The sequence below is a fragment of the Motilibacter peucedani genome (assembly GCF_003634695.1).
In the GTDB taxonomy this organism is placed as follows: domain Bacteria; phylum Actinomycetota; class Actinomycetes; order Motilibacterales; family Motilibacteraceae; genus Motilibacter; species Motilibacter peucedani.
Genome location: NZ_RBWV01000012.1, coordinates 359,978 through 380,714 on the forward strand (window position 1 = coordinate 359,978; position 20,737 = coordinate 380,714).

Genomic DNA, 20,737 nt, shown 5'->3' on the forward strand with positions numbered 1-20,737 from the left:
GCGGTCTCTCTTCGCCGGGTCGGGAGTGAGGTCGAGGTCGGTGCCCGCGGAGGCGCTGGAGCGCGGCATCACGGGCCTCAGCGAGCCTTCTGGGCGAGCCAGACGGCGCAGGCGATGAGCAGGCCGAGCCCGGCGATCCAGCCGAACAGGCCCTCGCTCGTCGGGCCGAGCGCGCCCAGGCCGGTCAGGCCGGGGGAGGAGGTGTCCTTCGAGGCCTTGAGGTAGGCGATGATCGCGCGCTTCTGCGCCGGGGAGATCTGCGCGTCGGAGAACACCGGCATGTTCTGCGGGCCCGTGAGCATCGCCTCGGCGACGTGCTTCGGCGAGGTGTCCAGCAGGCTGGGGGCGTACTTGCCCTGGGTCAGCGCACCGCCGGCACCCGCGAAGTTGTGGCACATCGAGCAGTTCGTCCGGAAGATCTCGCCGCCGAGGGCCGAGTTGGCCTTCGAGGGGTCGACGTCGGCCGCCGACGGGATCGAGGGGCCGGGGCCGAGGGAGGCGACGTAGGCGGCGAGGTCGTTGATCTCGTCCTGGCTGAACAGCACGCGGCCGCGGGCGGCCTGGGCCCCGGGCGCGGCGAGCGGCATGCGACCGGTGCCGACCTGGAAGTCGACCGAGGCGGCGCCCACGCCGACCAGCGACGGCCCGTTGCCCGAGCCCTCGGCCGACAGGCCGTGGCAGGTGGAGCAGTTCTGCTGGAAGAGCTGGCGGCCGCGGTCGGCGCTGCCGACGCCCTCGGTGGCCGCCCGGGTGCTGGGCGCGAACACCGCGTAGGCGCCCGCCATCAGCGACAGGGCGACGAGCAGCAGGAGGAACGTGCCGACCGGGCGGCGGCGCAGCGGGGTGCGCGGCGCGGGTGCGGAGAGGGAGGTCACGGCGGTGCTCACTTCAGGAGGTAGATCGTCGCGAACAGGCCGATCCAGACCACGTCGACGAAGTGCCAGTAGTAGGAGACGACGATGGCGGTGGTCGCCTGCTCGTGGGTGAAGCGCCGGGCCACGAAGGTGCGCCCCAGCACGAGCAGGAAGGCGATCAGACCACCGGTCACGTGCATGCCGTGGAAGCCGGTCGTCAGGTAGAAGATCGAGCCGTAGGCGTCGGACGAGAGCGAGAGCCCGTCGCGGAAGAGCCCGGCGTACTCGTAGACCTGGCCGCCGATGAAGAACGCGCCCATGAGGAACGTGAGCGTGAACCACCGGCGCAGGCCCTTGACGTCGCCGCGCTCGGCGGCGAAGACGCCGAACTGGCAGGTCACCGACGACAGCACCAGCACCGTCGTGTTGACCGAGGAGAAGGGCACGTTGAGGAGGCTGTTCCTGTCGTCCCAGAACGCCTGGCCCCGCTCCGACCGGAGCGTGAAGTACATCGCGAACAACGCCGCGAAGAACATCAGCTCCGAGGACAGCCACACGATGGTGCCCACGGACACCAGGTTGGGGCGGTTCGCCGGAGGGCGTGCGACTGGACTCTCGACCGCTGCTGCCGTTGCCACGGCGCAATGGTGCCACTACCGGGCGTCGAAGGCGCGGCGGGATCCCCCTGGCGCGTCCCGGACCGCCCGCCGACGGCACCCGCGGCCGGCGCGGCGCCGCTGCGTACCCCGCTCCCCGACCGCCTCGGACCGCGATGATCATGAGGAACTCTGCGCGACACGTCGGCGTGTCCGCGGACTTCGCCGTGATCGTCGCGGGTCGGGCGGGGGTGGTCGGTAGCATCGCGCTCGCCAGGGCCACTCGTGCAGAGGAGCGTCGACAGTGACCGAGCAAGCAGCCGTACGGGTGCTCGTCTACAGCGACGACAGCACCGTGCGCGAGCGCGTGAGGCTCGCGCTCGGCCGGCGCCCGGCCAAGGACCTCCCGCTGATCGACTACACCGAGTGCGCGACCCCGCCCGCCGTGATCAGGGCCGTCGACGCCGGGGGCTTCGACCTGGTCGTGCTCGACGGCGAAGCCGTGCCCGCCGGCGGGCTGGGCATCTGCCGCCAGCTCAAGGACGAGGTCTTCGAGTGCCCCCCGGTGCTGGTGCTGACCGGTAGGCCCCAGGACGACTGGCTGGCCGCCTGGTCGCGCGCCGACGCCGCCGTGCCGCACCCCCTCGACCCGGCGGCCCTCGCCGCGACGGCGGCGCGGCTGCTGCGCGAGCGACTGGCCGACGTGGCGGTGCGCTCGTGAGCGCTGCCGCTCGCGGACAGCTGCGCACGTGGCCCGTCCTGATCGGCTCGCTGCTCCGCGGCGAAGCGCTGAGCTCGGCGGAGACAGCCTGGGCGATGGACCAGGTGATGCTCGGCGAGGCCAGCCCGGCGCAGGTCGCGGGCTTCGTCGTGGCGCTGCGCGCCAAGGGCGAGACGCCCGAGGAGATCACCGGCCTGGTCGCCGCCATGCTGCAGCACGCGCGCCGGGTCGACGTGCCGGGCGACGCCGTCGACACGTGCGGCACCGGCGGCGACGGCGCCCACACCGTCAACATCTCGACCATGGCGGCCGTCGTCGTCGCGGCCGCCGGCGGGCGCGTGGTCAAGCACGGCAACCGCGCGGCGTCCTCGCGGTGCGGGTCCGCCGACCTGCTGGAGGCGCTCGGCGTGGTCGTCGACCTGCCTCCTGAGGCCGTCGCCGCCAGCGTCGAGCAGGCCGGCATCGGCTTCTGCTTCGCGCCGCTGTTCCACCCGGCGCTGCGGCACGCCGCCGTGCCGCGCCGGGAGCTCGGCGTGCCGACCGTCTTCAACGTGCTCGGCCCGCTGGCGAACCCCGCGCAGCCGAGCGCCCAGGCCGTGGGCGTGGCCGACGGCCGGCTCGCCGGTGTCATGGCCCGCGTGCTCGCCGACCGCGGCACCAGCGCCCTGGTCTTCCGCGGCGACGACGGGCTGGACGAGCTGACCACCACCGGGCCCTCGACGGTCTGGGAGGTATGCAGCGGCGAGGTCCGCGAGAGCTCGATCGTCCCCGAGGACCTCGGTGTCGAGCGGGCTCCTGCCGGCGCCCTGCGCGGCGGGGACGCCGCCTACAACGCCGAGGTGGCCCAGCAGGTGCTCGCGGGCGAGCGTGGACCGGTGCGCGACGCGGTGCTGCTCAACGCAGCGGCCGCGCTGGTCGCGCTGGACGCCGCCCGCGGCACGGGCGAGGGCGAGGAGCTGGTGCCCCGCCTGGCTGCGGCCGTGGCGCGGGCGGGCGACGCGCTCGACTCGGGTGCGGCGACCGCGACGCTGGCGCGCTGGGTGGAGGTCAGCGCCGCGCTGGCGGGCTGAGCCGCTGCGGCTGCTGTCCGGCGAACCGCTCGTGTCCGAACGCGCTGCGCCGCCACCTGCGCACTCGGGGACGCGAGTTCGGACACAGCGGGGGGAGGGACGCGAGCGGCCGGGCTACCAGCAGCCGGTCACCGTGGCGGCGAGGCCGTCGACCTGGCGGCGGAGCGCGAGCGTGGACCTCGAGCCGTTCACCAGCACCGCGAAGGCCTGGAGGTGCCCGTCGGTGCTGCGGGTGTAGCCGGCGAGACCCACGACGTCGCGCAGCAGCCCCGTCTTCGCCCACAGCTTGCCGGTGGCGCACTTGGACGGCGCCGTGACGAACCGTCCGCGGGCGGGTCGCAGCGAGCCGGTGCGGCCGGCGACGGGGAGGCCGCCGCCGAACGCGATGCTGGACAGCTCCGGCCGCGACGGGTCGGCGGCGAGGTCGAGCAGCGAGACCAGGGCGTAGGGCGTGATCCGGCTGAGCCGCGAGAGCCCGCTGCCGTCGCGGAGCGTCACCCCGTCGAGCGGGACGCCCAGCCGGGCGAGCACGCTCGCCCGGGCGCGCTCGGCGCCGGCCCAGTCGGGGCGCTCGCCGACCGCGAGCGCCACCTGCCGCCCGAGGGTCTCGGCGATGTCGTTGTCGCTGACCTGCAGCATCGCCTTGACCTGCTGGGCGAGCGTGAGGCCGGCGAAGCTCGCCACCTGGGTGCTCCCGGCGGGCGTGTGCCGCCGGGAGACCGTCGTGACCTGGACGCCGCGGCGCTCCAGGGCGGCGGCGAACCGCCGGCCGGCGAGCATGCCGGTGTCGGCGCTGGCCGCGCGGTCGACGACCAGGCCGCGGACCGGCGAGACCTCGCCCCGGTAGTAGGAGCGCGGCCAGCCGGGCGCGAGCGTCGGGGGCGCGAAGACGGAGTCGTCGACGACCACCGGCCGCCGGGCCGTGAGGTGCGCGCCGAGGGCGGCGGTCGCCTGGGCGGCCAGCGTGCCGAGGTCGCGGGTGCGCAGGGTGGCGTCGCCGCCGCCGCGCAGCACGAGCGTGCCGTCGGGCGCGAGCAGCACGCTGGTCACGAACCGGCGGTCCGGCCCCATCGTCTCGAGGGCGGCGACCGTGGTGGCCAGCTTGGAGAGCGAGGCCGGCAGCCGGCGCGCGGTCGGGCGCACGGCGAGCACCTCGCTGCGGGCGTCGACGTCGGTGACGACCACGCTGGCCCGCGAGCCGAGGTGCAGGGCCGCGAGCCGCTGCGGCAGCAGCGAGGCGATGCGCTGCTCGGGGGTGACGACCGGCGGCGGTGGGGGCAGCGGGGCGGTGCTGCTGCTGGGCGCGGAGGACGGCTCGGCGGAGGCGCCGGCGGCGGCGTCTCCGTGCCCGGTGAGCACCCCGGCGGCCACGGCGGCGGTCGCGAGCAGGGCGGCCCCGGGAGCGCCGACCCGGGACACGAAGGAGCGCACCGGCATCAGTCGGCGTCCTCGACGCCCAGCGCGAACGCGGCCTCGAGGTCGTGGCGGCTGTAGGCCCGGAAGGCGATGTGCGTGGTGGTGTCGACGACGCCGGGCACCTTGTGGAGGCGGTCGGCGATGACCTCGGCGAGCTCCTCGTGGCGGCGCACGCGCACCAGGGCGATCAGGTCGACGCCGCCGGTCACGGAGTAGACCTCGCTGACGCCGTCGAGCTCGGCGATGGCGGCGGCGACCTCGGGGATGCGGTCGACCTCGGTCTGCACGAGCACGATCGCCGTGATCACGGGAGCCTCCTGGGACGGGCCGGGCCTCGGGGCCGCGGCGGGACGTGCGCTGCTGCGGCAACGGTACGACGCCCGGGGTGGCACCGGGCGCGGCTCGGGCTCATCCGACGCGCTCCCACCCTGCCGCGGGCCGCGAGCTGGTGAGCAGGGGTCGCCGGTCGGCGAAGGGGACCACGTCGGCCTCCGTCGCGGCGTCGAGCCGGCGGCGCGGGCCGCCCGCGCCGAAGGCGGGCGAGGCCCAGGTGCCCTCGAGCTCGACCAGCCGGGTGCCGGGGGTCTCGAGCCAGGCGAGCACCCGCTCGACCTCCTCGGCGCCTGCGCAGGGCAGCGGCCCCGGGCCCGGCTCGACCTGCTCGGCCGTGGCCACGAGGGCGTCGGCGTGCGGGCGCGGGTGGACTCCCGGCGGCACCGCTGCTGCGCCGACGAGCCGGCCGTGGCGGACGGCCGCCAGCTCCCAGCCGCCGTCGTCGCGGGCCCGGGCCGCGAGCAGCTGGGGGACGCTGGTGAGTGCGCGCAGCCGCTGCACGCGCGAGGCCCCGCGCAGCAGCGCCGCCAGCCGGTCGCGCGCCGCTGCGGCGTCCTCGAAGCGCTCCTGGGCAGCCAGCGCGCAGATGCGGGCCTCGAGCAGCTCGACCGCCGGCCGGACGTCGGCGGTGAACGCCTGGCGCACCGCGTCGGCGTGCACGGCGTAGTCCTCGCGCGTCTCGCTGCCGTCGCAGGGCGCGCCGCAGCGGCCCATCCCGGCCAGCGCGCAGGCGCTCGTGCGCACGCGCAGCGAGAGCCGCGGCGTGCACTGGCGCAGCCGGAAGGCCTCGTGCACCGCGGCCATCGCCTGCTCGGCCGACTGCGACGACGACCACGGCCCGATGTAGGCGCCGCCGTCGTCGCGCACCTGGCGCACGAGCGAGAGCCGGGGGAACGCCTCGTCGGTGAGCTTGAGCCACACCTGGCGCTCGGGGTGCTTCGAGCGCCGGTTGTAGCGCGGGCGCAGCTCGGCGATGAGCCGCAGCTCGCGGACCTCGGCCTCCAGGGGGGTGGCGCACACGATCGCGTCGACGCTCGTCGCGAGGGCCACCATCTCGCGCATGCGGCGGCGCGGCTCGGACGCGGTGAAGTAGGTGCGGACGCGGGCGCGCAGGTTGCGCGACGTGCCGACGTAGAGGGCGCGGCCCTGCGCGTCGCGGAACACGTAGACGCCCGGCGCGGTCGGCATGCGGTCGGCGAGGTGGCGCTTGCGGCGCTGCTGGGGCGTGACGCGGGCGCTGTAGGTGACCAGCTCCTCGACGGAGTGCACCCCGATGCCGCCCAGGCGCTCGAGGAGGCCGTGGAGCACGTCGACGGTCGCCTGGGCGTCGGCCAGCGCGCGGTGGTTGGGCGTGGTCGTGGCCCCGAAGAACGCGGCGAGCGAGGACAGCTTGCAGTTGGGCGTCTCGTCGCGAGTGACGAGCTGGCGGGCGAGGCGCGCCGTGTCGACCACCCGCCGGCCGGGCCACGGCACGCCGGTCTCGCGGCACGCGTGCTGGAGGAAGCCCATGTCGAACGGGGCGTTGTGGGCGACGAAGACGGCGTCGGGACCTGCCCACTCGAGGAACGCGGGCAGCACCGCCTCGATCGTGGGCGCGCCCAGCAGCATCGCGTCGGTGATGCCGGTCAGCACGGCGACGAACGGCGGGACCGGACAGCCGGGGTCGACCAGGGTCTGGAACTCGCCCAGGCGCTGGCCGCCGCACACCTTGACCGCGCCGATCTCGGTGATGCGGGAGCCGGCGGCGGGGGAGCCGCCCGTGGTCTCGAGGTCGACGACCACGAACGTGGTGCTGCGCAACGGTGTGCCGAGCTCGTCGAAGGTGCCCTGCACGGGCGGCGCGGGCGGTGCTGCGCCGTCGCGGCTGGCGGGCGTGCGGAGGTCGAGCTGGCTCACGGGCGACACCGTAGGCGTGGGGACTGACAGGACCGGACTGGCGCGCCGTACGCTCCATGCCGTGCCGACCCCGACGCTGCCCACTGCCGAGAGCCGCTGGCGCTGCGCGCGCTGCGGCAACCTCACGCGCTTCGACGTCACCCGTCGCACGCGCACGGTCGAGTTCTGGCACTTCGACCTGCCGGGGGAGCCGCAGGTGGAGGTCAGCGAGCGCCTCGACGACGTCGTGGAGCGGGTGCGCTGCCGCTGGTGCGAGTCGGCCGACGACGTCGAGCTGGTGCTGCGCACCGACGCCGACCCGCAGGCGGACCCCCAGCAGGCCGACCCCCAGGGCGGCCGGGCGGGGTGACCGAGCCCTCGGCGCCCGGCTCCGTCCCGGCGCTGCCCGAGCAGGTGCGGGCGAGGCTCGTCGCGCTCGCCGACGAGACGCTGGGCACGCTGGCGCCGGGCGAGGTGCCCGCTCCGCTGCGCCCCTTCCTCCGCTTCACCCCGGCCCGCCGGCTGCGCCACGCGGCACCTGCGCTGGCGGCGGCGCTGGAGCTCGACGAGGGCTTCCGCGAGCGCGTCGCCGACCGGGTGCGCGACGCGCTGCCCGGAGTCGCCGACGCGCTCGCCGCCGGCTCGGTGCCCCCTGCGGCGGAGCCTGCGGACCTGGCGGCCGCCGCGTACCTCCTGCGCACGCCGGGCTGGGAGGAGGTCGTCGGCGGGGTGGCGCGCGAGGGCCGGGAGCAGCAGGCGGGCGCCGAGCTGGCCGAGGCCCGCGCCGCCGCCGAGCGGCTGCATGCGCAGCTCGCGGTCCTGCGCACCCAGCAGCGCACCGACATCGACCGGGTGCGCACCGAGCTGCACGCCGCGAAGGCGGAGGTCGCGGAGCTGCGCCACCGCCTGCACGGCGCGCGCGAGGAGTCGCGCACGGCAGCAGGCCGCTCGCGCCGCGCGGTCGAGGAGGCCGAGCAGCGCGCCGCCGACGCCGAGGCGCGGGCGGCGCGCGCCGAGACGGAGGCACGGCGGCTGCGCGACCGGCTCGCCGCCGTGGAGGGCGAGCGCGACGGCGCCCGTCGACAGGTGCGCGAGGGCCGCACCGCCGCCGACGCCCGTCTGCGCCTCCTGCTCGACGTCGTCGCCGACGCGGCGACCGGGCTGCGCCGCGAGCTGGCCCTGCCGGCCTCCGACGTGCGCCCCGCGGACTCCGTCGAGGCGCTGGCGCCGGGGCAGGCGCTGCAGGGCGTCGGGCCGCGGGCGCTCGCCTCCGACGACCCGGCCGTCCTGGACGAGCTGCTGTCCCTGCCGCGGGTGCACCTGGTGGTCGACGGCTACAACGTGACGAAGAGCGGCTACGGCGGGCTCGCGCTCCAGGCCCAGCGCGAGCGGCTGGTCACGGGGCTCGGGGGGCTCGTCGCGCGTACCGGCGCCGAGGTCACCTGCTGCTTCGACGGCGCCGCCGTCGACGCCCCGGTGGTCGTGGCCAAGCCGCGCGGGGTGCGGGTGCTGTTCTCGCTGCCGGGCGAGACGGCCGACGAGCTCATCCGCCGGCTCGTCGCCAACGAGCCCGCCGGGCGTCCCGTCGTGGTGGTGAGCTCCGACAAGGAGGTGGCCGCCGGCGTCGTGCGCTCGGGCGCCCGCCCGGTCGCGGCGATGGCGCTGGTGCGCCGCCTCGAGCGGGGCTAGGACCGGCTACGGCACCCGCAGCGTGCCGACGCCGTCGGCGCGGGCGGGGCGCGTACGCTGCCCCCAACGCCGCCTGCGGGCGAGGACGTGCGACGCCTCGGTCCGGCCGCCCTGCCGGGCGCTGCCGCCGGGGCACCGATCGCGGAGAGGGAGTGGGCGATGTCGTCGGAGACCGCTGGACGGGAGACCGTACGGAGGATGCGTGACGCCGCGCCCCGCAGCCCGCGCGGAGCGGGTGCCCAGCGACCGGGTGCCTCGCGCGGCCCGCGAGCCACCGTGCCGGCGCAGCGGTTCGCCGGTGCCCGCGCACGCATGTCGCTGCGGCAGAGCTCGCCCGGCCGCCTCGAGCCCTGGCGCGACTGGGCGGTCCTGCTGGTCTGGAACCACGCCGTGCTCGTCGCGGCGACCCTCGCGCACCCGAGCCTGCCCTGGCTGCTGGTCTTCGCCCTGCCGCTCGGCGCCGGCCTCGCGATCGCCACCCTCACCGTCCTGCACGACGCCGGCCACCGGCGGCTGGCCCGCTCGGCGTGGCCGAACGCGTTCGCCGTGCACACCTGCGACCCGGTCGGGCTGTGGGTCGACCACTGGACGCTCAAGCACCGGGTCCACCACAAGCTCACGCAGGTCTACCCGCTCGATGACGCGACGCGCGCCTCCGGCATGGTGCGCCTGCACCCGTCCGCCGCCCGCTGGGGCGTCCACCGCTACCAGCACTTCTACGCGTGGTTCCTCTACGGCCTCGCCTGGGCCGGCGAGCTGCGCAGCCAGGTCACGTTCCTGCGCAAGGGTGAGCTCGCCGGCGAGGAGTCGCCGCGCCTCGCCCGCCGCATCGGCACCTTCGCCCTCGAGAAGGCCGTCTGCCTCCTGGTGCTGGCGCCGTACTTCTGGTTCCTCGGCTTCGCCCACGTCGTCGTGCTCATGCTCGCCGCGATGACGGTCGCCAGCGTCATCGCCGCGGTGCTGACCGTCGTCGGCCACATCAACATCGGCCTCGAGCCGCCGGCCGACGCGCCGCGCGGCAAGGAGTGGTCCGAGCACCTCGTGCGCACGACCGCCTCCTTCAGCACCGAGAGCGTCGCCGTCCGCTGGCTGACCGGCGGCCTCACCCACCACCTGGCCCACCACCTGCGCCCGGTTGCTCCACGGTTCGAGCTGCCTGCCCTGCACGACACCACCGTCACCGCCATCGCCGAGCGCGCGGGCCTGCCGGTGGTCGTCTACCCGACGCTGCGCAGCGCGGTGGTCAACCACTACCGGCGGCTGCGCGAGCTCGGGCAGCCGGGCGCCATCGAGACGCCCGCCGAGCGCGAGCAGCGCCTGCTCGCCGCCGCCGCTCGTACGCCGGCGGCCAGCGGGCGCGGACCGGCTGCTTGACGCTGCTCAGCGTCGTCGTCGCGGTCGCGGCGGCGGTCTCCTTCGGCTGGTCCACCGCGCTGATGCACCACAGCGCCTCAGCCGCGTCGCCCGACCTGCACGGGCCGGTCGCACTGCTGCGCCACCTGGTCGTGCAGTGGCGGTGGCTCGTCGGCATGGCCGCGAGCCTGCTCGGCTTCGTCCTGCACGCGGTGGCGCTGCACCTCGGCTCCATCGCCCTGGTGCAGCCGGTCATCGTCAGCGGCCTGGTGTGGTCGCTTGTGTTCCGGGCGGCGCTGGACCGGCGCCTGCTGCCGCGCAGCATGCTCGGCGCCGTCCTGCTCACGGCGACGGGCCTGGTGGTCTTCGTGGTCTCGTTCCGCACGAGCGCCGGCGACAACAGCGTCGACGGGCGCGCAGCCGCAGTGCTGCTCGCCTGCGGCGGTGCCGCTGCGGCGCTCGCCCTCTGGCTCTCGTTCGACGCGGGCGCGCGACGGCGCGGGCTGCTGCTCGGCGCAAGCGGAGGCATCGTCTTCGGGCTCATCGCAGGGGCCATCAAGGCGACGACGGACTCCGCGGCGCGCCAGCCGGTCTGGCAGACCTGGCCGGTCTACGTGCTCGTGGCGCTCGGCGCCTGCGGGTTCCTGCTCAACCAGCGGGCCTACCACCAGACCTCGCTGTCGAGCTCGCTGCCTGCGCTGAACCTGCTCAACCCGGTGGTGGCGGTCGTCTTCGGCGTCGTCGCCTTCCACGAGCGGCCCACCGGCGGCCCGCTCGCGCTGACCGCCCAGGGGGCGAGCCTGCTCGCCGTGCTGCTCGGCATCTTCCTGCTCTCGAGGCGCCCCGACCGCGACGTCCCGGTGCCCGTCTGAGGGTCGTGCGGACCTCGTCCGGACGACGTTGTCAGTGGTGCCGCCTAGCGTCCACCACGACGGACGAGGACACGGCAAGAGGAGACGTCATGATCGTCGACTGCGACGGGTGCGCGGTGCGTGGGCACGGGTGTGCCGACTGCGTCGTCACCGTGCTGATGGGCGGGCCGCCCGAGGTGCTCGAGCTCGACGCCGACGAGCAGCGGGCGATCGCCGCGCTGTCCGCCGGCGGGCTGGTGCCGCCGCTGCGGCTGCTGCCGGTGCGCCCGGTGACTGCCGAGGAGCGCGGGCGGGCGCCGCGCCGTGCCGTGGGCTAGCCGCTCGCATAGCCTGGCGGCGTGCCACGGCCCCCGTCACGGCCGTCCCGGTCGTCCCGCCCCTCGGTCGGGCCCTGCCCGGCAGCGCGCGCGGCGACGGGTGCGGCAGCGGGCGCGAGCACGGCTGCGGCAGCGGGCGCGAGCACGGCTGCGGCCGCCGGTCGCCGCTGCCGGCGGACGCGCCGGGCCCTGGCTCCGGTCGTGACGGCCGTCGTCCTGGCGGCGCTGGCCCTGGCCGGGTGCAGCGGCGGGGAGCCGTCCCGCGCAGCAGGAGCGCCCGCAGGCGCACGGGGGAGCGGGGGCACCTCCGGAGCTCCGGGTGGTGCGGGTCGTTCCAGTGCCGCCGGGGGCGCCGCCGGTGGTGCCGGCGCTGCAGCCGTGCCGGTGGCGGCGCCGGCGCGGGTCGCGGCGGTGCAGCGGCTGCTCGACTCGCGGGCTGCAGCGCTGCGTGCCCGTGACGCGAGCGGCTGGCTGTCGGCGCTCGACCCGTCGGCCACCGGCTTCGCCGACCGGCAGGCCGTCGCGTGGCAGGCGCTGTCGCGGCTGCCGCTCTCGCGCTGGTCCTGGCACGTGGACGACCTGCAGGCGGTCGACAGCGGCACCGGCACGCCGCAGTGGGCGCGCGACGCGGCCGACGGCGACGCGTCGGCCGCCGTGGCGCACGTGGTGCTGCGCTACCGGATCGCCGGGGCCGACGACTCCGACGTCGTGCGCCGGCGCGCGCTGCTCGTGGTCCAGCGGGCCGAGGGCGAGCTGCTGCGCGCCCAGGGGCCGGCGGACCTGCCCGACCCGTGGGACCTCGGGCCGGTGCAGGTGGTCCTCGGCGCCCGGAGCACGGTGATCGTGGCCGGCAGCGCGTCCGCCGCAGCGCCGTCCCCCGCCGCCGCGCCGTCCCCCGCCGCCGCGCTGACCCCCGCCGCAGCGCAGACCTCTGGCGGCGGGCCGTCCCCCGCCGCCCCGCCCTCCGGGGGGCCGCTGACGGCCGCGGGCTGGTCCGCCCTCGCCGACCGCGCGGCCGCGAAGGTCGACGAGGTCTGGGGCACGGGGTGGGCACGCCGCCCGGTGGTCGTCGTGCCGGCCGACGCGGCGGGCCTGGCGGCGCTGCTCGGCCGCAGCCCGGCCGCCGCCGGGTCGCTGTCCTCGCTCGCCGCCGTCACGACCGGCCTCCCTGCCCAGGGCGGGGCGCTGCCGACCGGCACCCGCGTGGTCGTCAACCCCGACGAGTTCGCCAGCCTGAGCCCGGCCGGGCGCGGCGTCGTGCTCGCCCACGAGCTGACCCACGTGGCGACCCGCGACGCCTCCGCCGCCGGGGCGGCAGCGGTGCCCGACTGGCTCAGCGAGGGCGTGGCCGACTACACCGGCTACCGGGGCGCGGGCGTCGGCGTGGACGCCGCGGCGGCCGAGCTGCTCGCCGACGTGCGGGCCTCGGGGCCGCCGGCGAGCCTGCCCGGCGACGCAGCGTTCGACGTGCAGGAGGGCGGGTCGCCGCAGTCCTACGAGTCGGCCTGGCTGGCGTGCCGCATGGTCGCCCAGCGCTACGGCCAGCCGGCGCTGGTGGAGCTCTACCGCCGGACCCAGGCCGACGGGCTCCCGGCTGCGCTGCGCGCTGTGCTGGGGCTCGACCCTGCCGAGCTCACGGCCCAGTGGCGCAGCTACCTGACCCGTGTCCTGCGTCCCGCGGCCTCGCCCGCACCACCCGCGTGACCGGCGCGACGCCCACCGCGCAGCTGTTGCGCGAGCTCGAGCAGCTCGGGCCCTTCTTCGCGCTGGAGACCGTGGACGCCGCAGCGGCCGCTGCGGACCAGCGCGCCTGGCAGCCGCTCTCGGAGATGGTCGCTGCACCGGCCCTGCTCGAGGCACGGGTGCGCGAGGGCCGGACCGTCGTCGCCGGCCTGGCCGGCGTGCCGGAGCACGACGTGGAGCGCCGCGTCGTCGTGTCGGTCGTCGTGCAGGGGCTGGTCGGGCGCCTGGTCTCCCCGGCGCTCGCGGCGCTCGTGCTGCACGAGGCGCTGCCCGACCCCTCGCTCTGGCAGTGGCGCCCGACCGGCACCGGCCCGCTCCCCCTGCGGCTGGTGCTCCTGGCCGACCGCGCCCCGTTCGAGCCAGTCGCGCCGCCGGAGGCTGCCGACGCCTTCGCGGCGCTGGTGCTGGAGCGGTGGGTCGAGCCCCTTCTCAGCCAGGCCGGCGAGGCCGCCCGCCTCGCGCCGAGCCTGCTGCGCGGCAACGCCGCCTCGGCCGTGGCCGGGGCGGGATCGGTCCTCGCCCGCGCGCGGCCCGAGCACGCCGACGGCGTACGTCGTCTGCTGTCGGCCCTGCTCGCCGTGCCCGCCCTCGCCGGGACGGGGCGGCTCGAGCACGGCGCGTTCCGTCGCCGCACCTGCTGCCTCTACTACCGCGTACCCGGCGGAGGCACCTGCGGCGACTGCCCCCTGAGCCGCTGACGACACGGGGAGCCGGTCCGGTGCACCGCGCCCGCGGGCAGGACCGGCAGGATGTCGGCTCGTGGAAGGCACCGAGGTACGCAAGCTGGCCGCGCTGGAGGACCGCCACTGGTGGTACGCGGAGCGCCGTTCGCTGCTCGCCGCCCAGGTCGCGGCGCTCGGGACGCCGGGCACGGCGCTCGACGTCGGCGCGGCCGGCGGCGGCAACACCCGCGTCCTGCGCGACGCGGGCTGGCGGGCGCTGGCGCTGGAGTACGGCGAGGAGGGCGCGCAGGTCGCGCACGAGCGCGGGCTCCCGGTCGTGCGCGGCGACGCCACCCGGCTGCCGGTCGCCGACGGCAGCATCGGCCTGGTCGTCGCCTTCGACGTGCTCGAGCACATCGACGACGACGACGCCGTGGTGGCCCACGTACGGCGCGCGCTGCGCCCGGGCGGCACCCTGCTGGTCGCCGTCCCCGCCGGCATGCGCAACTGGAGCGCGCACGACGAGGCGGTCGGCCACGTGCGCCGCTACGAGCGCGAGCAGCTGCGCGCGCTGCTCGAGCGAGGCGGGCTCGAGGTGCGCGAGCTGCGCTCCTGGAACGTGCTGATGGCGCCGCTCGCGCGCTGGCGGCGCCGATCGGCGACCGGGTCCGACCTCGACGACGTGCCCGCCGTCGTCAACGCCGGCGCCCGAGCGGTGGTCGCGCTCGAGCGCGTGCTGCCCGTCGGCGGCCTGCCCGGCATCTCGCTGCTCGCGACCGCGCGGCGCCCCTAGTGCGGGTGCCGCGGACGCTGGTCCTCACCAACGACTTCCCGCCGCGGCAGGGCGGCATCGAGTCGTTCGTCGAGGCGGTGGTGACGCGGCTGCCGGCCGACTCGGTGGTCGTCTACGCGCGCGGCCAGGCCGGCGCCGCCGACTACGACCGCCACCTGCCCCTCCGCGTCGTGCGCCACCCGCGCGGGATCGTGCTGCCCGAGCCGACGGTCGCCCGGGCCGCCGCGCAGCTGGCGCGGGAGGAGCGGTGCGAGGCGGCCTGGGTCGCGGCGGCGGCCCCGCTCGGCCTGCTCGCCCCTGCCCTGCGCCGGCGCGGCGGGGTGCAGCGCGTCGTCGCCACGACCCACGGCCACGAGGTCTGGTGGGCGCGGCTGCCCGGCAGCCGTGCCGTGCTGCACCGCATCGGCGACTTCGTCGACACGCTGACCGTGCTCGGCCCCTGGACCCGCGCCGCGCTGGCGCCGGCGCTGAGCGAGGGGGCGCGCGACCGCGTACGCCGCCTGGCTCCCGGCGTCGACACCGCGTTCTTCTCGCCCTCCGCCGGCGGCGCCCGGGTGCGCGAGCGCCACGGACTGGGCGACCGGCCGGTCGTCGTGTGCGTCTCGCGCCTCGTGCCGCGCAAGGGCCAGGACACCTTGATCGAGGCGTGGCCCGCAGTGCGGCGTGCGGTGCCCGGCGCGGTGCTGCTGCTCGTGGGCGGTGGGCCCGACGCCGACCGGCTGCGCGCGCTCGCGGCAGAGCGGGGCGTCGCCGAGGACGTCGTGCTGACCGGGTCGGTGCCCTACGCCGAGCTGCCCGACCACTACCGCGCCGGCGACGTCTTCGCGATGCCGTGCCGGTCACGCCGCGGCGGGCTCGAGGTCGAGGGGCTCGGCATGGTCTACCTCGAGGCGGCGGCGTGCGGGCTGCCGGTGGTCGCCGGCGACTCCGGGGGAGCGCCGGAGGCGGTGCTGCACGGACGCACCGGCTGGGTGGTGCCGGGGCGATCGGTGGGCGAGACCGCCGCCAGGGTCGTCGCGCTGCTCGAGGACCCCGCCGCGGCCCGGGCCATGGGGGCGGCGGGCCGGGCGTGGGTGGAGGAGCGCTGGACCTGGGACCGGACGGTGGCCCAGCTGGGCACCCTGCTCGCCGGCAGGGAGTCAGACGGTCACCAGGGCATCGCCGCGAACGGCGAGCTGTAGCCCTCCACGTCGGCGAGCGCCAGCTCGGCGTCGACCGCGTCCATGCGGTCGGCCTCGGCGCGCAGGAGGGGGCGCAGCAGGCGTACGTCGCCGGCGGTCGCGAGGCCGGTGATCTCCTCGTGGGCGAGGACCCAGGAGGCGGCCGCGCGGATGCGCTCGTCGTCGACGAGCGGCTCGTACCACGTGGAGTACGCCTGCTGCCCGACGTCCTGGCCCTCGACGGTGCCGGGCCAGTTGCGCCGCGCGACGGTCTTGATCGTGAGCAGCCCGGCGTCCTGCCGACGCACCTCCTCGACCAGCGCCTGGTAGGCGGCGCGCCACGCCTCGTCGCGCCACAGCAGCGGGTTGAGCGGCGTCAGCACGGTGGAGAACGGGTGGCGCCGCAGCGCCTCCAGGTGGGTCTCCGCCGCGTGCGAGCCGTGCCCGGTGATGCCGACGGCACCGACCAGGCCCTCGTCGAGCGCGCGCAGCGCACCCTCGAGAGCGCCGCCCGGCCCGGTCACGGAGTCCAGCTCCTCGAGCGTGCCCACGGCGTGCAGCTGGAGCAGGTCGACGCGGTCGGTCTGCAGCCGCTCGAGCGAGGCGTTGATCTGCGCCCAGGCCTTCTCGGCGGTGCGCTCGCCGGTCTTGGTGGCGAGGAAGATGCGGTCGCGGATCTGCGGCATCCACGGCCCGAGGCGCAGCTCCGCGTCGCCGTAGCTCGCGGCCACGTCGAAGTGGTTGATGCCGCCGTCGAGCGCCTCCTGCACCGAGGCGTCCGCGACGTCCTGGCTCACCGCGCTGAGCGAGGCTGCTCCGTAGACGAGCACCGAGCTCTGGTGGCCGATCCGGCCGAGGCGACGTGTCTCCATGGCACCGTCCTACCACGGGTAGGCGTCGGCCAGACCCCCTCAGGAGTAGAGCGCCTCGATCTCCGCGGCGAAGTCGCGCGCCACGGCCGCGCGGCGCACCTTCATCGACGGCGTGAGGTGGCCGGAGGCCTCGGTCAGGTCGACCTCGAGGATGCGGAAGCGGCGGATCGACTCGGCCCGCGAGAACTCCGCGTTCGCAGCGTCGACGGCCGCCTGCACCCCCGCCGCGACCTGCGGGTCGTGCGCCGCCTCGGCCAGGCTCAGCGGCGGGCGGTGGCGGGCGGCGAGCCAGGCGGTCACCGCGTCGGAGTCGAGCGTGACCAGCGCCGCGACGTAGGGCTTGCCGTCGCCCACGACCATGCACTGCGACACCAGCGCGGCGGCGCGCAGCCGGTCCTCGAGCGCGGCGGGGGCGACGTTCTTGCCGCCCGCGGTCACGAGGATCTCCTTGCTGCGACCGGTGACGCGCAGGTAGCCGGCGGCGTCCAGCTCGCCGAGGTCGCCGGTGCGCAAGTAGCCGTCCTCGGTGAACGCCGCCGCCCGGGCCGCGGGGTCGTGGGAGTAGCCCGAGAACACCTGCCCGCCGGCGATCTGGATCTCGCCGTCCTGCGCGATGCGCACCGTCACGCCGGGCAGCGGGCGGCCGACGGTGCCGATGCGTACGGCGCTGGGCGTGTTGACGGTCGCCGCGGCGGTCGTCTCGGTGAGCCCGTAGCCCTCGAGCACCGTCAGCCCGATGCCGCGGAAGAAGTGCCCGAGCCGCTCGCCGAGCGGTGCGCCGCCGCAGACGGCGAACTCGACCCGGCCGCCCAGCGCCGCCCGCAGCTTGCCGTAGACGAGCGCGTCGAAGACGCGGTGGCGCACCCGGAGCAGCGGCCCCGCGCCCCCGGCGTCGGCCGCCTGGCTGAACGCGACCGAGGTCGCCGCAGCGGCGCGGAAGATCCTGCCCCTGCCGGAGGCGTCGGCCTTCTGCTCGGAGGCGTTGTAGACCTTCTCGAACACGCGCGGCACGGCGAGCAGGAACGTCGGGCGGAACGACTCGAGGTCGCCCAGCAGGTTCTTGACGTCGGGGGTGTGGCCGAGGGTGACGCCACCGGCGAGCACCGCGAGCTGGATGACCCGCGCCAGCACGTGGGCGAGCGGCAGGAACAGCAGCGCGGCGGCGTCGGGCTTGCCGAAGACCTCGTGCAGCCCGGTGAGGATGCCGTCGATCTCGGCGAGCAGGTTGGCGTGCGTGAGCTCGCAGCCCTTGGGTCGCCCCGTGGTGCCGGAGGTGTAGATGACGGTGGCGAGGTCGCCGGCCACCACGGAGGTACGCCGTGCCTCCACCTCCTCGTCGCTGACCCCCGTGCCGCAGGCCACGAGCGCGGCGAGGCCGCGCTCGGAGCGGTCGGCCTCGATGCGCCACACGTCGCGCACCGTGGGCAGCCCCTCGGCGACGCGGTCCCACAGCGCCGCGTGCTCGGCGGTCTCGAGGATGACGACCGAGCAGCCCGAGTCGCCGACGATCCAGCGCAGCTGCTCCGCCGCCGAGGTCTCGTAGACCGGCACGCTGACGCCGCCGGCGACCCAGACGGCGAAGTCCACGACCGCCCACTCGTAGCGCGTCCGCGACATGAGCGCCACGCGCTCGCCGGGCTGGAGCCCCGACCCGACCAGGCCGCGGGCCAGCTCGGTCACCTCGGCGCAGAACTGCTCTGCGGTGACCGGGCGCCACTCGCCGTCGACCTGGCGGCGCAGCATCTCGAAGGCCGGGTCCGAGCTGGCGCGGTCCCAGACCAGCGTCGTGATGTTGCGCGGGCCCGCCGGCTGCGCGAGCGCCGGTCCCGTGCGGACCGCGCGTGGGCCGCCCTGCTGCATCCGAGCTCCTCCTGGTGACCCCGTGAAGCGGCCTCGCCGACTGCCGGACGACCCTACTGCCGCGAACCGGTAGCCTTCGCCACCGACGCGGAGGGGGTGTGGCCAGTGCCGGAGCGTACGTCAGGGGGACCGACGTCCCGCGCGTCGTCGCCGTCCGCCGCGCCCGAGGCGTCGGGCGGGTCGACCGAGGCGAGCACCCGGCTGGAGGCGCCCGTCGAGCGGGTGCTGGCTGCCGTCACCGACCTCGAGCGCTACCCCGAGTGGAACGACGAGCTGAGCGCCGTCGAGGTGCTCGCGCTCGACGAGCAGGGCCGGCCGGCGCGCGCCCGCCTCACGCTGGTCTCGCCGTTCCTCAGCGACACCTTCGAGCTGGCCTACTCCTACCCCGCGCCGCACGGCGGGGTGCACGTCGTCAGCTGGGTGCTGGTCGCGCCGGGCGCGGTGCTGACGCGCATGGACGGGTCCTACCTGCTCGCCGACGGCGGCGACGGGACGACCGGGGCGACCTACCGGCTGCGCGTGGGAGTGAGCGTGCCGCTGGTCGGCGCCCTGCGCCGCAAGGCCGAGAAGACTGTCATCGACCGGGCCCTCGACGGGTTGCGGAAGCGCGTGGAGGAGAGCTCGTGGGACTGACGATCGGTGTGGACCTGGGCGGCACGAAGGTGGCTGCCGCCGTCGTGGACGAGAAGGGCGCCATCCTGGCCCGCACCCGTGCCGAGACGCCGCCCGGCGCCGAGAACACCGTGGGCGCGATCCTCGCTGCGGTCAAGGAGCTGCGCGAGCAGCACCCCGACATCGAGGCCGTCGGCGTCGGTGCGCCCGGCTTCATCGACGAGCGCCGCTCGACGGTGCTCTTCCTGACCAACCTCGCGGGCTGGCGCCACCGGCCGCTGCGGCCCGAGCTCGAGCAGGCGCTGGGCCTGCCGGTGGTCGTCGAGAACGACGCCAACGCCGCGGCGTGGGGCGAGGCGGTGCACGGTGCCGGCCGCGGCGAGGACCACATCGTCTGCGTCACGGTGGGCACCGGCATCGGCGGTGGGCTGATCGTCGACGGCGAGCTCTACCGCGGCCGCTTCGGTGTGGCCGGAGAGGTCGGGCACTACCGCGTCGAGCCCAACGGGCGCCCGTGCGGCTGCGGCAACCGCGGCTGCTGGGAGCAGTACTGCTCCGGCAACGCGCTCGTGCGCGAGGCCCGCTGGCGCGCGGCCGAAGACCGCGCCGGAGCGCAGCTGCTGCTGAGCTACGGCGACGGCAGTCCTGAGGGAGTCCAGGGCCTGCACGTGACGGACGCAGCGACCAAGGGCGACCCGGTCGCCGTGGCGTCGTTCGAGTCGGTGGGCCGCTGGCTCGGTGCCGGCCTGGCCGACCTCGCCGCGATCCTCGACCCGGGCTGCTTCGTCATCGGGGGAGGGGTCTCGGAGGCCGGAGACCTGCTGCTCGAGCCGGCGCGGCGGACCTTCGCCGAGGTGCTCACCGGGCGCAACTACCGCCCGCTGGCCGAGATCCGGCGGGCCACGCTCGGCAACGACGCCGGCATGGTCGGCGCCGCCGACCTGGCACGCCACCTGTAGGACCCGCCGTGCTGCGGGTGCTGAGCTACAACATCCGCAGCCTGCGCGACGACCGGGCGGCGCTGGCGCGCGTCGTCCGGGCCTGTGCGCCTGACCTGGTGTGCGTGCAGGAGGCGCCGCGCTTCGTGCTCTCCCGCTGGCAGCTGCGCCGGTTGGCCGCCGCGACCGGCCTGCGCCACGTCTGCGGCGGGCGCGCCACCCACGGGCCGGTCGTGCTGGCGCACCCCGCTGTCGAGGTGCTGGCCCGCCGGGAGGTCGCGCTGCCGCGTACCCGTGGTCTCCACGCCCGCGGGCTGGCGCTCGCCACCGTGCGGGTCGGCGGGCAGGAGCTCGCCGTCGGCAGCCTGCACCTGGGCCTCCGGCCGGACGAGCGGCTGCGCAACGTGGCCGGCATCGAGGCGGCGCTCGACGGCGTGCCTCGCGAGTCGCTGCTGCTGGCGGGTGACCTCAACGAGCCTCCCGGTGGTCCGGCGTGGCATGCGTTGGCGGCGCTGGGACTGCGGGACGCGTACGCCGTGGCTCCTCGAGGCCCTGAGCCGACGTTCTCGTCGGCGAACCCGCGCCGGCGCATCGACGCAGTGCTCGTCGGTGGCGCCTTCACCGTGCACGGCTGCGGCGTCGCCGCTGAGCTGCCAGGCGTACGCGGCGGTGACCTCGCCCGCGCCACCGACCACCTGCCGGTGCTGGCGGAGCTCCACATCGTCCCTCGGTAGCCCCACTGCCCCTTGGGGAAGCGTGCGTCGACCGGCGTATCTGCGCGCCCCGCACGGCCTCTCCTCCTCCGTGAAGCTGAACTCGCGAAGGAGGTGCACACCATGAAGATCACAGTCGTGAAGGTCGAGCGCATCGAGGCGACCCGCATCCACCTGGACCCGGACGCCGGCGGGGCGTGACCCGCGGGAGCCGTGCGGTCCCTCGTGGGCCGCACGGCTCCGCCATGTCCGGACCACTCCATGCCACGTCAGACCTCGCACACAGGA

The 20,737-nt window shown here is 76.4% G+C and carries 21 protein-coding genes; 14 read left to right on the forward strand and 7 right to left on the reverse strand.

All coding sequences use genetic code 11. The features are described from left to right. Positions 1 to 77: 77 nt before the first annotated feature. Entirely contained in the window at positions 78 to 875 is a 798-nt protein-coding gene (gene qcrC / locus CLV35_RS12570; protein ID WP_231121762.1) for a cytochrome bc1 complex diheme cytochrome c subunit, read from the reverse strand. An 8-nt stretch (positions 876 to 883) separates the two neighbouring features. Beyond that, complete coding sequence (ctaE, locus tag CLV35_RS12575; protein ID WP_121193814.1) at positions 884 to 1,492, reverse strand: aa3-type cytochrome oxidase subunit III; 609 nt, start codon at positions 1,490 to 1,492, stop codon at positions 884 to 886. Positions 1,493 to 1,754: 262 nt separating this feature from the next. Here ctaE and CLV35_RS12580 point away from each other — a divergent pair, with 262 nt between their 5' ends. Both CLV35_RS12580 and trpD read left to right on the forward strand, forming a co-directional pair. Further along, the gene (locus tag CLV35_RS12580; protein WP_121193815.1) at positions 1,755 to 2,171 is read left to right on the forward strand and encodes a response regulator; all 417 of its coding nucleotides are present in this window, start codon (positions 1,755 to 1,757) and stop codon (positions 2,169 to 2,171) included. Further along, complete coding sequence (gene trpD / locus CLV35_RS12585) at positions 2,168 to 3,241, forward strand: anthranilate phosphoribosyltransferase (protein WP_121193816.1); 1,074 nt, start codon at positions 2,168 to 2,170, stop codon at positions 3,239 to 3,241. The genes CLV35_RS12580 and trpD overlap by 4 nt, the downstream gene beginning before the upstream one ends. A 114-nt stretch (positions 3,242 to 3,355) precedes the next feature. On the opposite strand, the gene dacB is transcribed toward trpD, so the two are convergent. The 3 genes from dacB to CLV35_RS12600 all read right to left on the reverse strand — a co-directional run bounded on the left by dacB (position 3,356) and on the right by CLV35_RS12600 (position 6,886). After that, on the reverse strand, positions 3,356 to 4,678 hold the full coding sequence (gene dacB / locus CLV35_RS12590) for a D-alanyl-D-alanine carboxypeptidase/D-alanyl-D-alanine endopeptidase (protein WP_121193817.1): 1,323 nt from the start codon (positions 4,676 to 4,678) through the stop codon (positions 3,356 to 3,358). Further along, positions 4,678 to 4,965, reverse strand: a complete 288-nt coding sequence (locus tag CLV35_RS12595; RefSeq protein ID WP_121193818.1) for an Lrp/AsnC family transcriptional regulator — start codon at positions 4,963 to 4,965, stop codon at positions 4,678 to 4,680. Before CLV35_RS12595 ends, dacB begins: the two co-directional genes overlap by 1 nt. 100 nt (positions 4,966 to 5,065) lie before the next feature. Then, a complete protein-coding gene (locus CLV35_RS12600) occupies positions 5,066 to 6,886 on the reverse strand; it encodes a DEDD exonuclease domain-containing protein (protein WP_231121764.1) in 1,821 nt (606 codons plus the stop codon). Positions 6,887 to 6,947: 61 nt separating this feature from the next. Here CLV35_RS12600 and CLV35_RS12605 point away from each other — a divergent pair, with 61 nt between their 5' ends. The 9 genes from CLV35_RS12605 (at position 6,948) to CLV35_RS12645 (ending at position 15,475) form a co-directional block, all read left to right on the forward strand. Continuing rightward, the gene (locus CLV35_RS12605) at positions 6,948 to 7,235 is read left to right on the forward strand and encodes a hypothetical protein (RefSeq protein ID WP_231121765.1); all 288 of its coding nucleotides are present in this window, start codon (positions 6,948 to 6,950) and stop codon (positions 7,233 to 7,235) included. Next, positions 7,232 to 8,554 carry an NYN domain-containing protein gene (locus CLV35_RS12610; RefSeq protein ID WP_121193819.1) on the forward strand — a complete coding sequence of 441 codons (1,323 nt, stop codon included), beginning with the start codon at positions 7,232 to 7,234 and terminating at the stop codon, positions 8,552 to 8,554. The genes CLV35_RS12605 and CLV35_RS12610 overlap by 4 nt, the downstream gene beginning before the upstream one ends. Positions 8,555 to 8,752: 198 nt before the next feature. Further along, entirely contained in the window at positions 8,753 to 9,928 is a 1,176-nt protein-coding gene (locus tag CLV35_RS12615) for a fatty acid desaturase family protein (RefSeq protein ID WP_183061952.1), read from the forward strand. After that, positions 9,925 to 10,779 (forward strand): DMT family transporter, encoded by an 855-nt coding sequence (locus tag CLV35_RS12620; protein ID WP_121193821.1) that lies wholly within the window; start codon positions 9,925 to 9,927, stop codon positions 10,777 to 10,779. The genes CLV35_RS12615 and CLV35_RS12620 overlap by 4 nt, the downstream gene beginning before the upstream one ends. 89 nt (positions 10,780 to 10,868) lie before the next feature. After that, on the forward strand, positions 10,869 to 11,096 hold the full coding sequence (locus tag CLV35_RS12625; RefSeq protein WP_121193822.1) for a hypothetical protein: 228 nt from the start codon (positions 10,869 to 10,871) through the stop codon (positions 11,094 to 11,096). Positions 11,097 to 11,297: 201 nt separating this feature from the next. After that, complete coding sequence (locus tag CLV35_RS12630) at positions 11,298 to 12,800, forward strand: peptidase MA family metallohydrolase (RefSeq protein ID WP_147431960.1); 1,503 nt, start codon at positions 11,298 to 11,300, stop codon at positions 12,798 to 12,800. Continuing rightward, the gene (locus CLV35_RS12635; protein ID WP_231121766.1) at positions 12,797 to 13,537 is read left to right on the forward strand and encodes a (2Fe-2S)-binding protein; all 741 of its coding nucleotides are present in this window, start codon (positions 12,797 to 12,799) and stop codon (positions 13,535 to 13,537) included. The genes CLV35_RS12630 and CLV35_RS12635 overlap by 4 nt, the downstream gene beginning before the upstream one ends. A gap of 61 nt (positions 13,538 to 13,598) precedes the next feature. Further along, positions 13,599 to 14,294, forward strand: coding sequence for a class I SAM-dependent methyltransferase (locus CLV35_RS12640; RefSeq protein WP_121193824.1), 696 nt, complete (start codon positions 13,599 to 13,601; stop codon positions 14,292 to 14,294). Positions 14,295 to 14,299: 5 nt separating this feature from the next. Beyond that, complete coding sequence (locus CLV35_RS12645; RefSeq protein WP_183061953.1) at positions 14,300 to 15,475, forward strand: glycosyltransferase family 4 protein; 1,176 nt, start codon at positions 14,300 to 14,302, stop codon at positions 15,473 to 15,475. Here the strand turns inward: CLV35_RS12645 and CLV35_RS12650 are convergent. Together CLV35_RS12650 and CLV35_RS12655 are read right to left on the reverse strand one after the other, a co-directional pair. Next, positions 15,442 to 16,326, reverse strand: a complete 885-nt coding sequence (locus CLV35_RS12650; protein ID WP_121193826.1) for an aldo/keto reductase — start codon at positions 16,324 to 16,326, stop codon at positions 15,442 to 15,444. The genes CLV35_RS12645 and CLV35_RS12650 overlap by 34 nt on opposite strands. A 39-nt stretch (positions 16,327 to 16,365) precedes the next feature. Next, positions 16,366 to 18,186 (reverse strand): AMP-dependent synthetase/ligase, encoded by a 1,821-nt coding sequence (locus tag CLV35_RS12655; protein WP_121193827.1) that lies wholly within the window; start codon positions 18,184 to 18,186, stop codon positions 16,366 to 16,368. Positions 18,187 to 18,291: 105 nt separating this feature from the next. On the opposite strand from CLV35_RS12655, the gene CLV35_RS12660 reads away from it, so the two are divergent. Genes CLV35_RS12660 through CLV35_RS12670 form a run of 3 tightly spaced genes read left to right on the forward strand, consistent with a single transcriptional unit; the run spans position 18,292 to position 20,470 of the window. After that, positions 18,292 to 18,819: an SRPBCC family protein gene (locus tag CLV35_RS12660; protein ID WP_121193828.1), complete on the forward strand. Its 528-nt coding sequence runs from the start codon at positions 18,292 to 18,294 to the stop codon at positions 18,817 to 18,819. After that, positions 18,810 to 19,757 carry an ROK family glucokinase gene (locus CLV35_RS12665; RefSeq protein ID WP_121193829.1) on the forward strand — a complete coding sequence of 316 codons (948 nt, stop codon included), beginning with the start codon at positions 18,810 to 18,812 and terminating at the stop codon, positions 19,755 to 19,757. The genes CLV35_RS12660 and CLV35_RS12665 overlap by 10 nt, the downstream gene beginning before the upstream one ends. An 8-nt stretch (positions 19,758 to 19,765) precedes the next feature. Beyond that, positions 19,766 to 20,470 carry an endonuclease/exonuclease/phosphatase family protein gene (locus CLV35_RS12670; protein ID WP_121193830.1) on the forward strand — a complete coding sequence of 235 codons (705 nt, stop codon included), beginning with the start codon at positions 19,766 to 19,768 and terminating at the stop codon, positions 20,468 to 20,470. Positions 20,471 to 20,737: the final 267 nt, after the last annotated feature.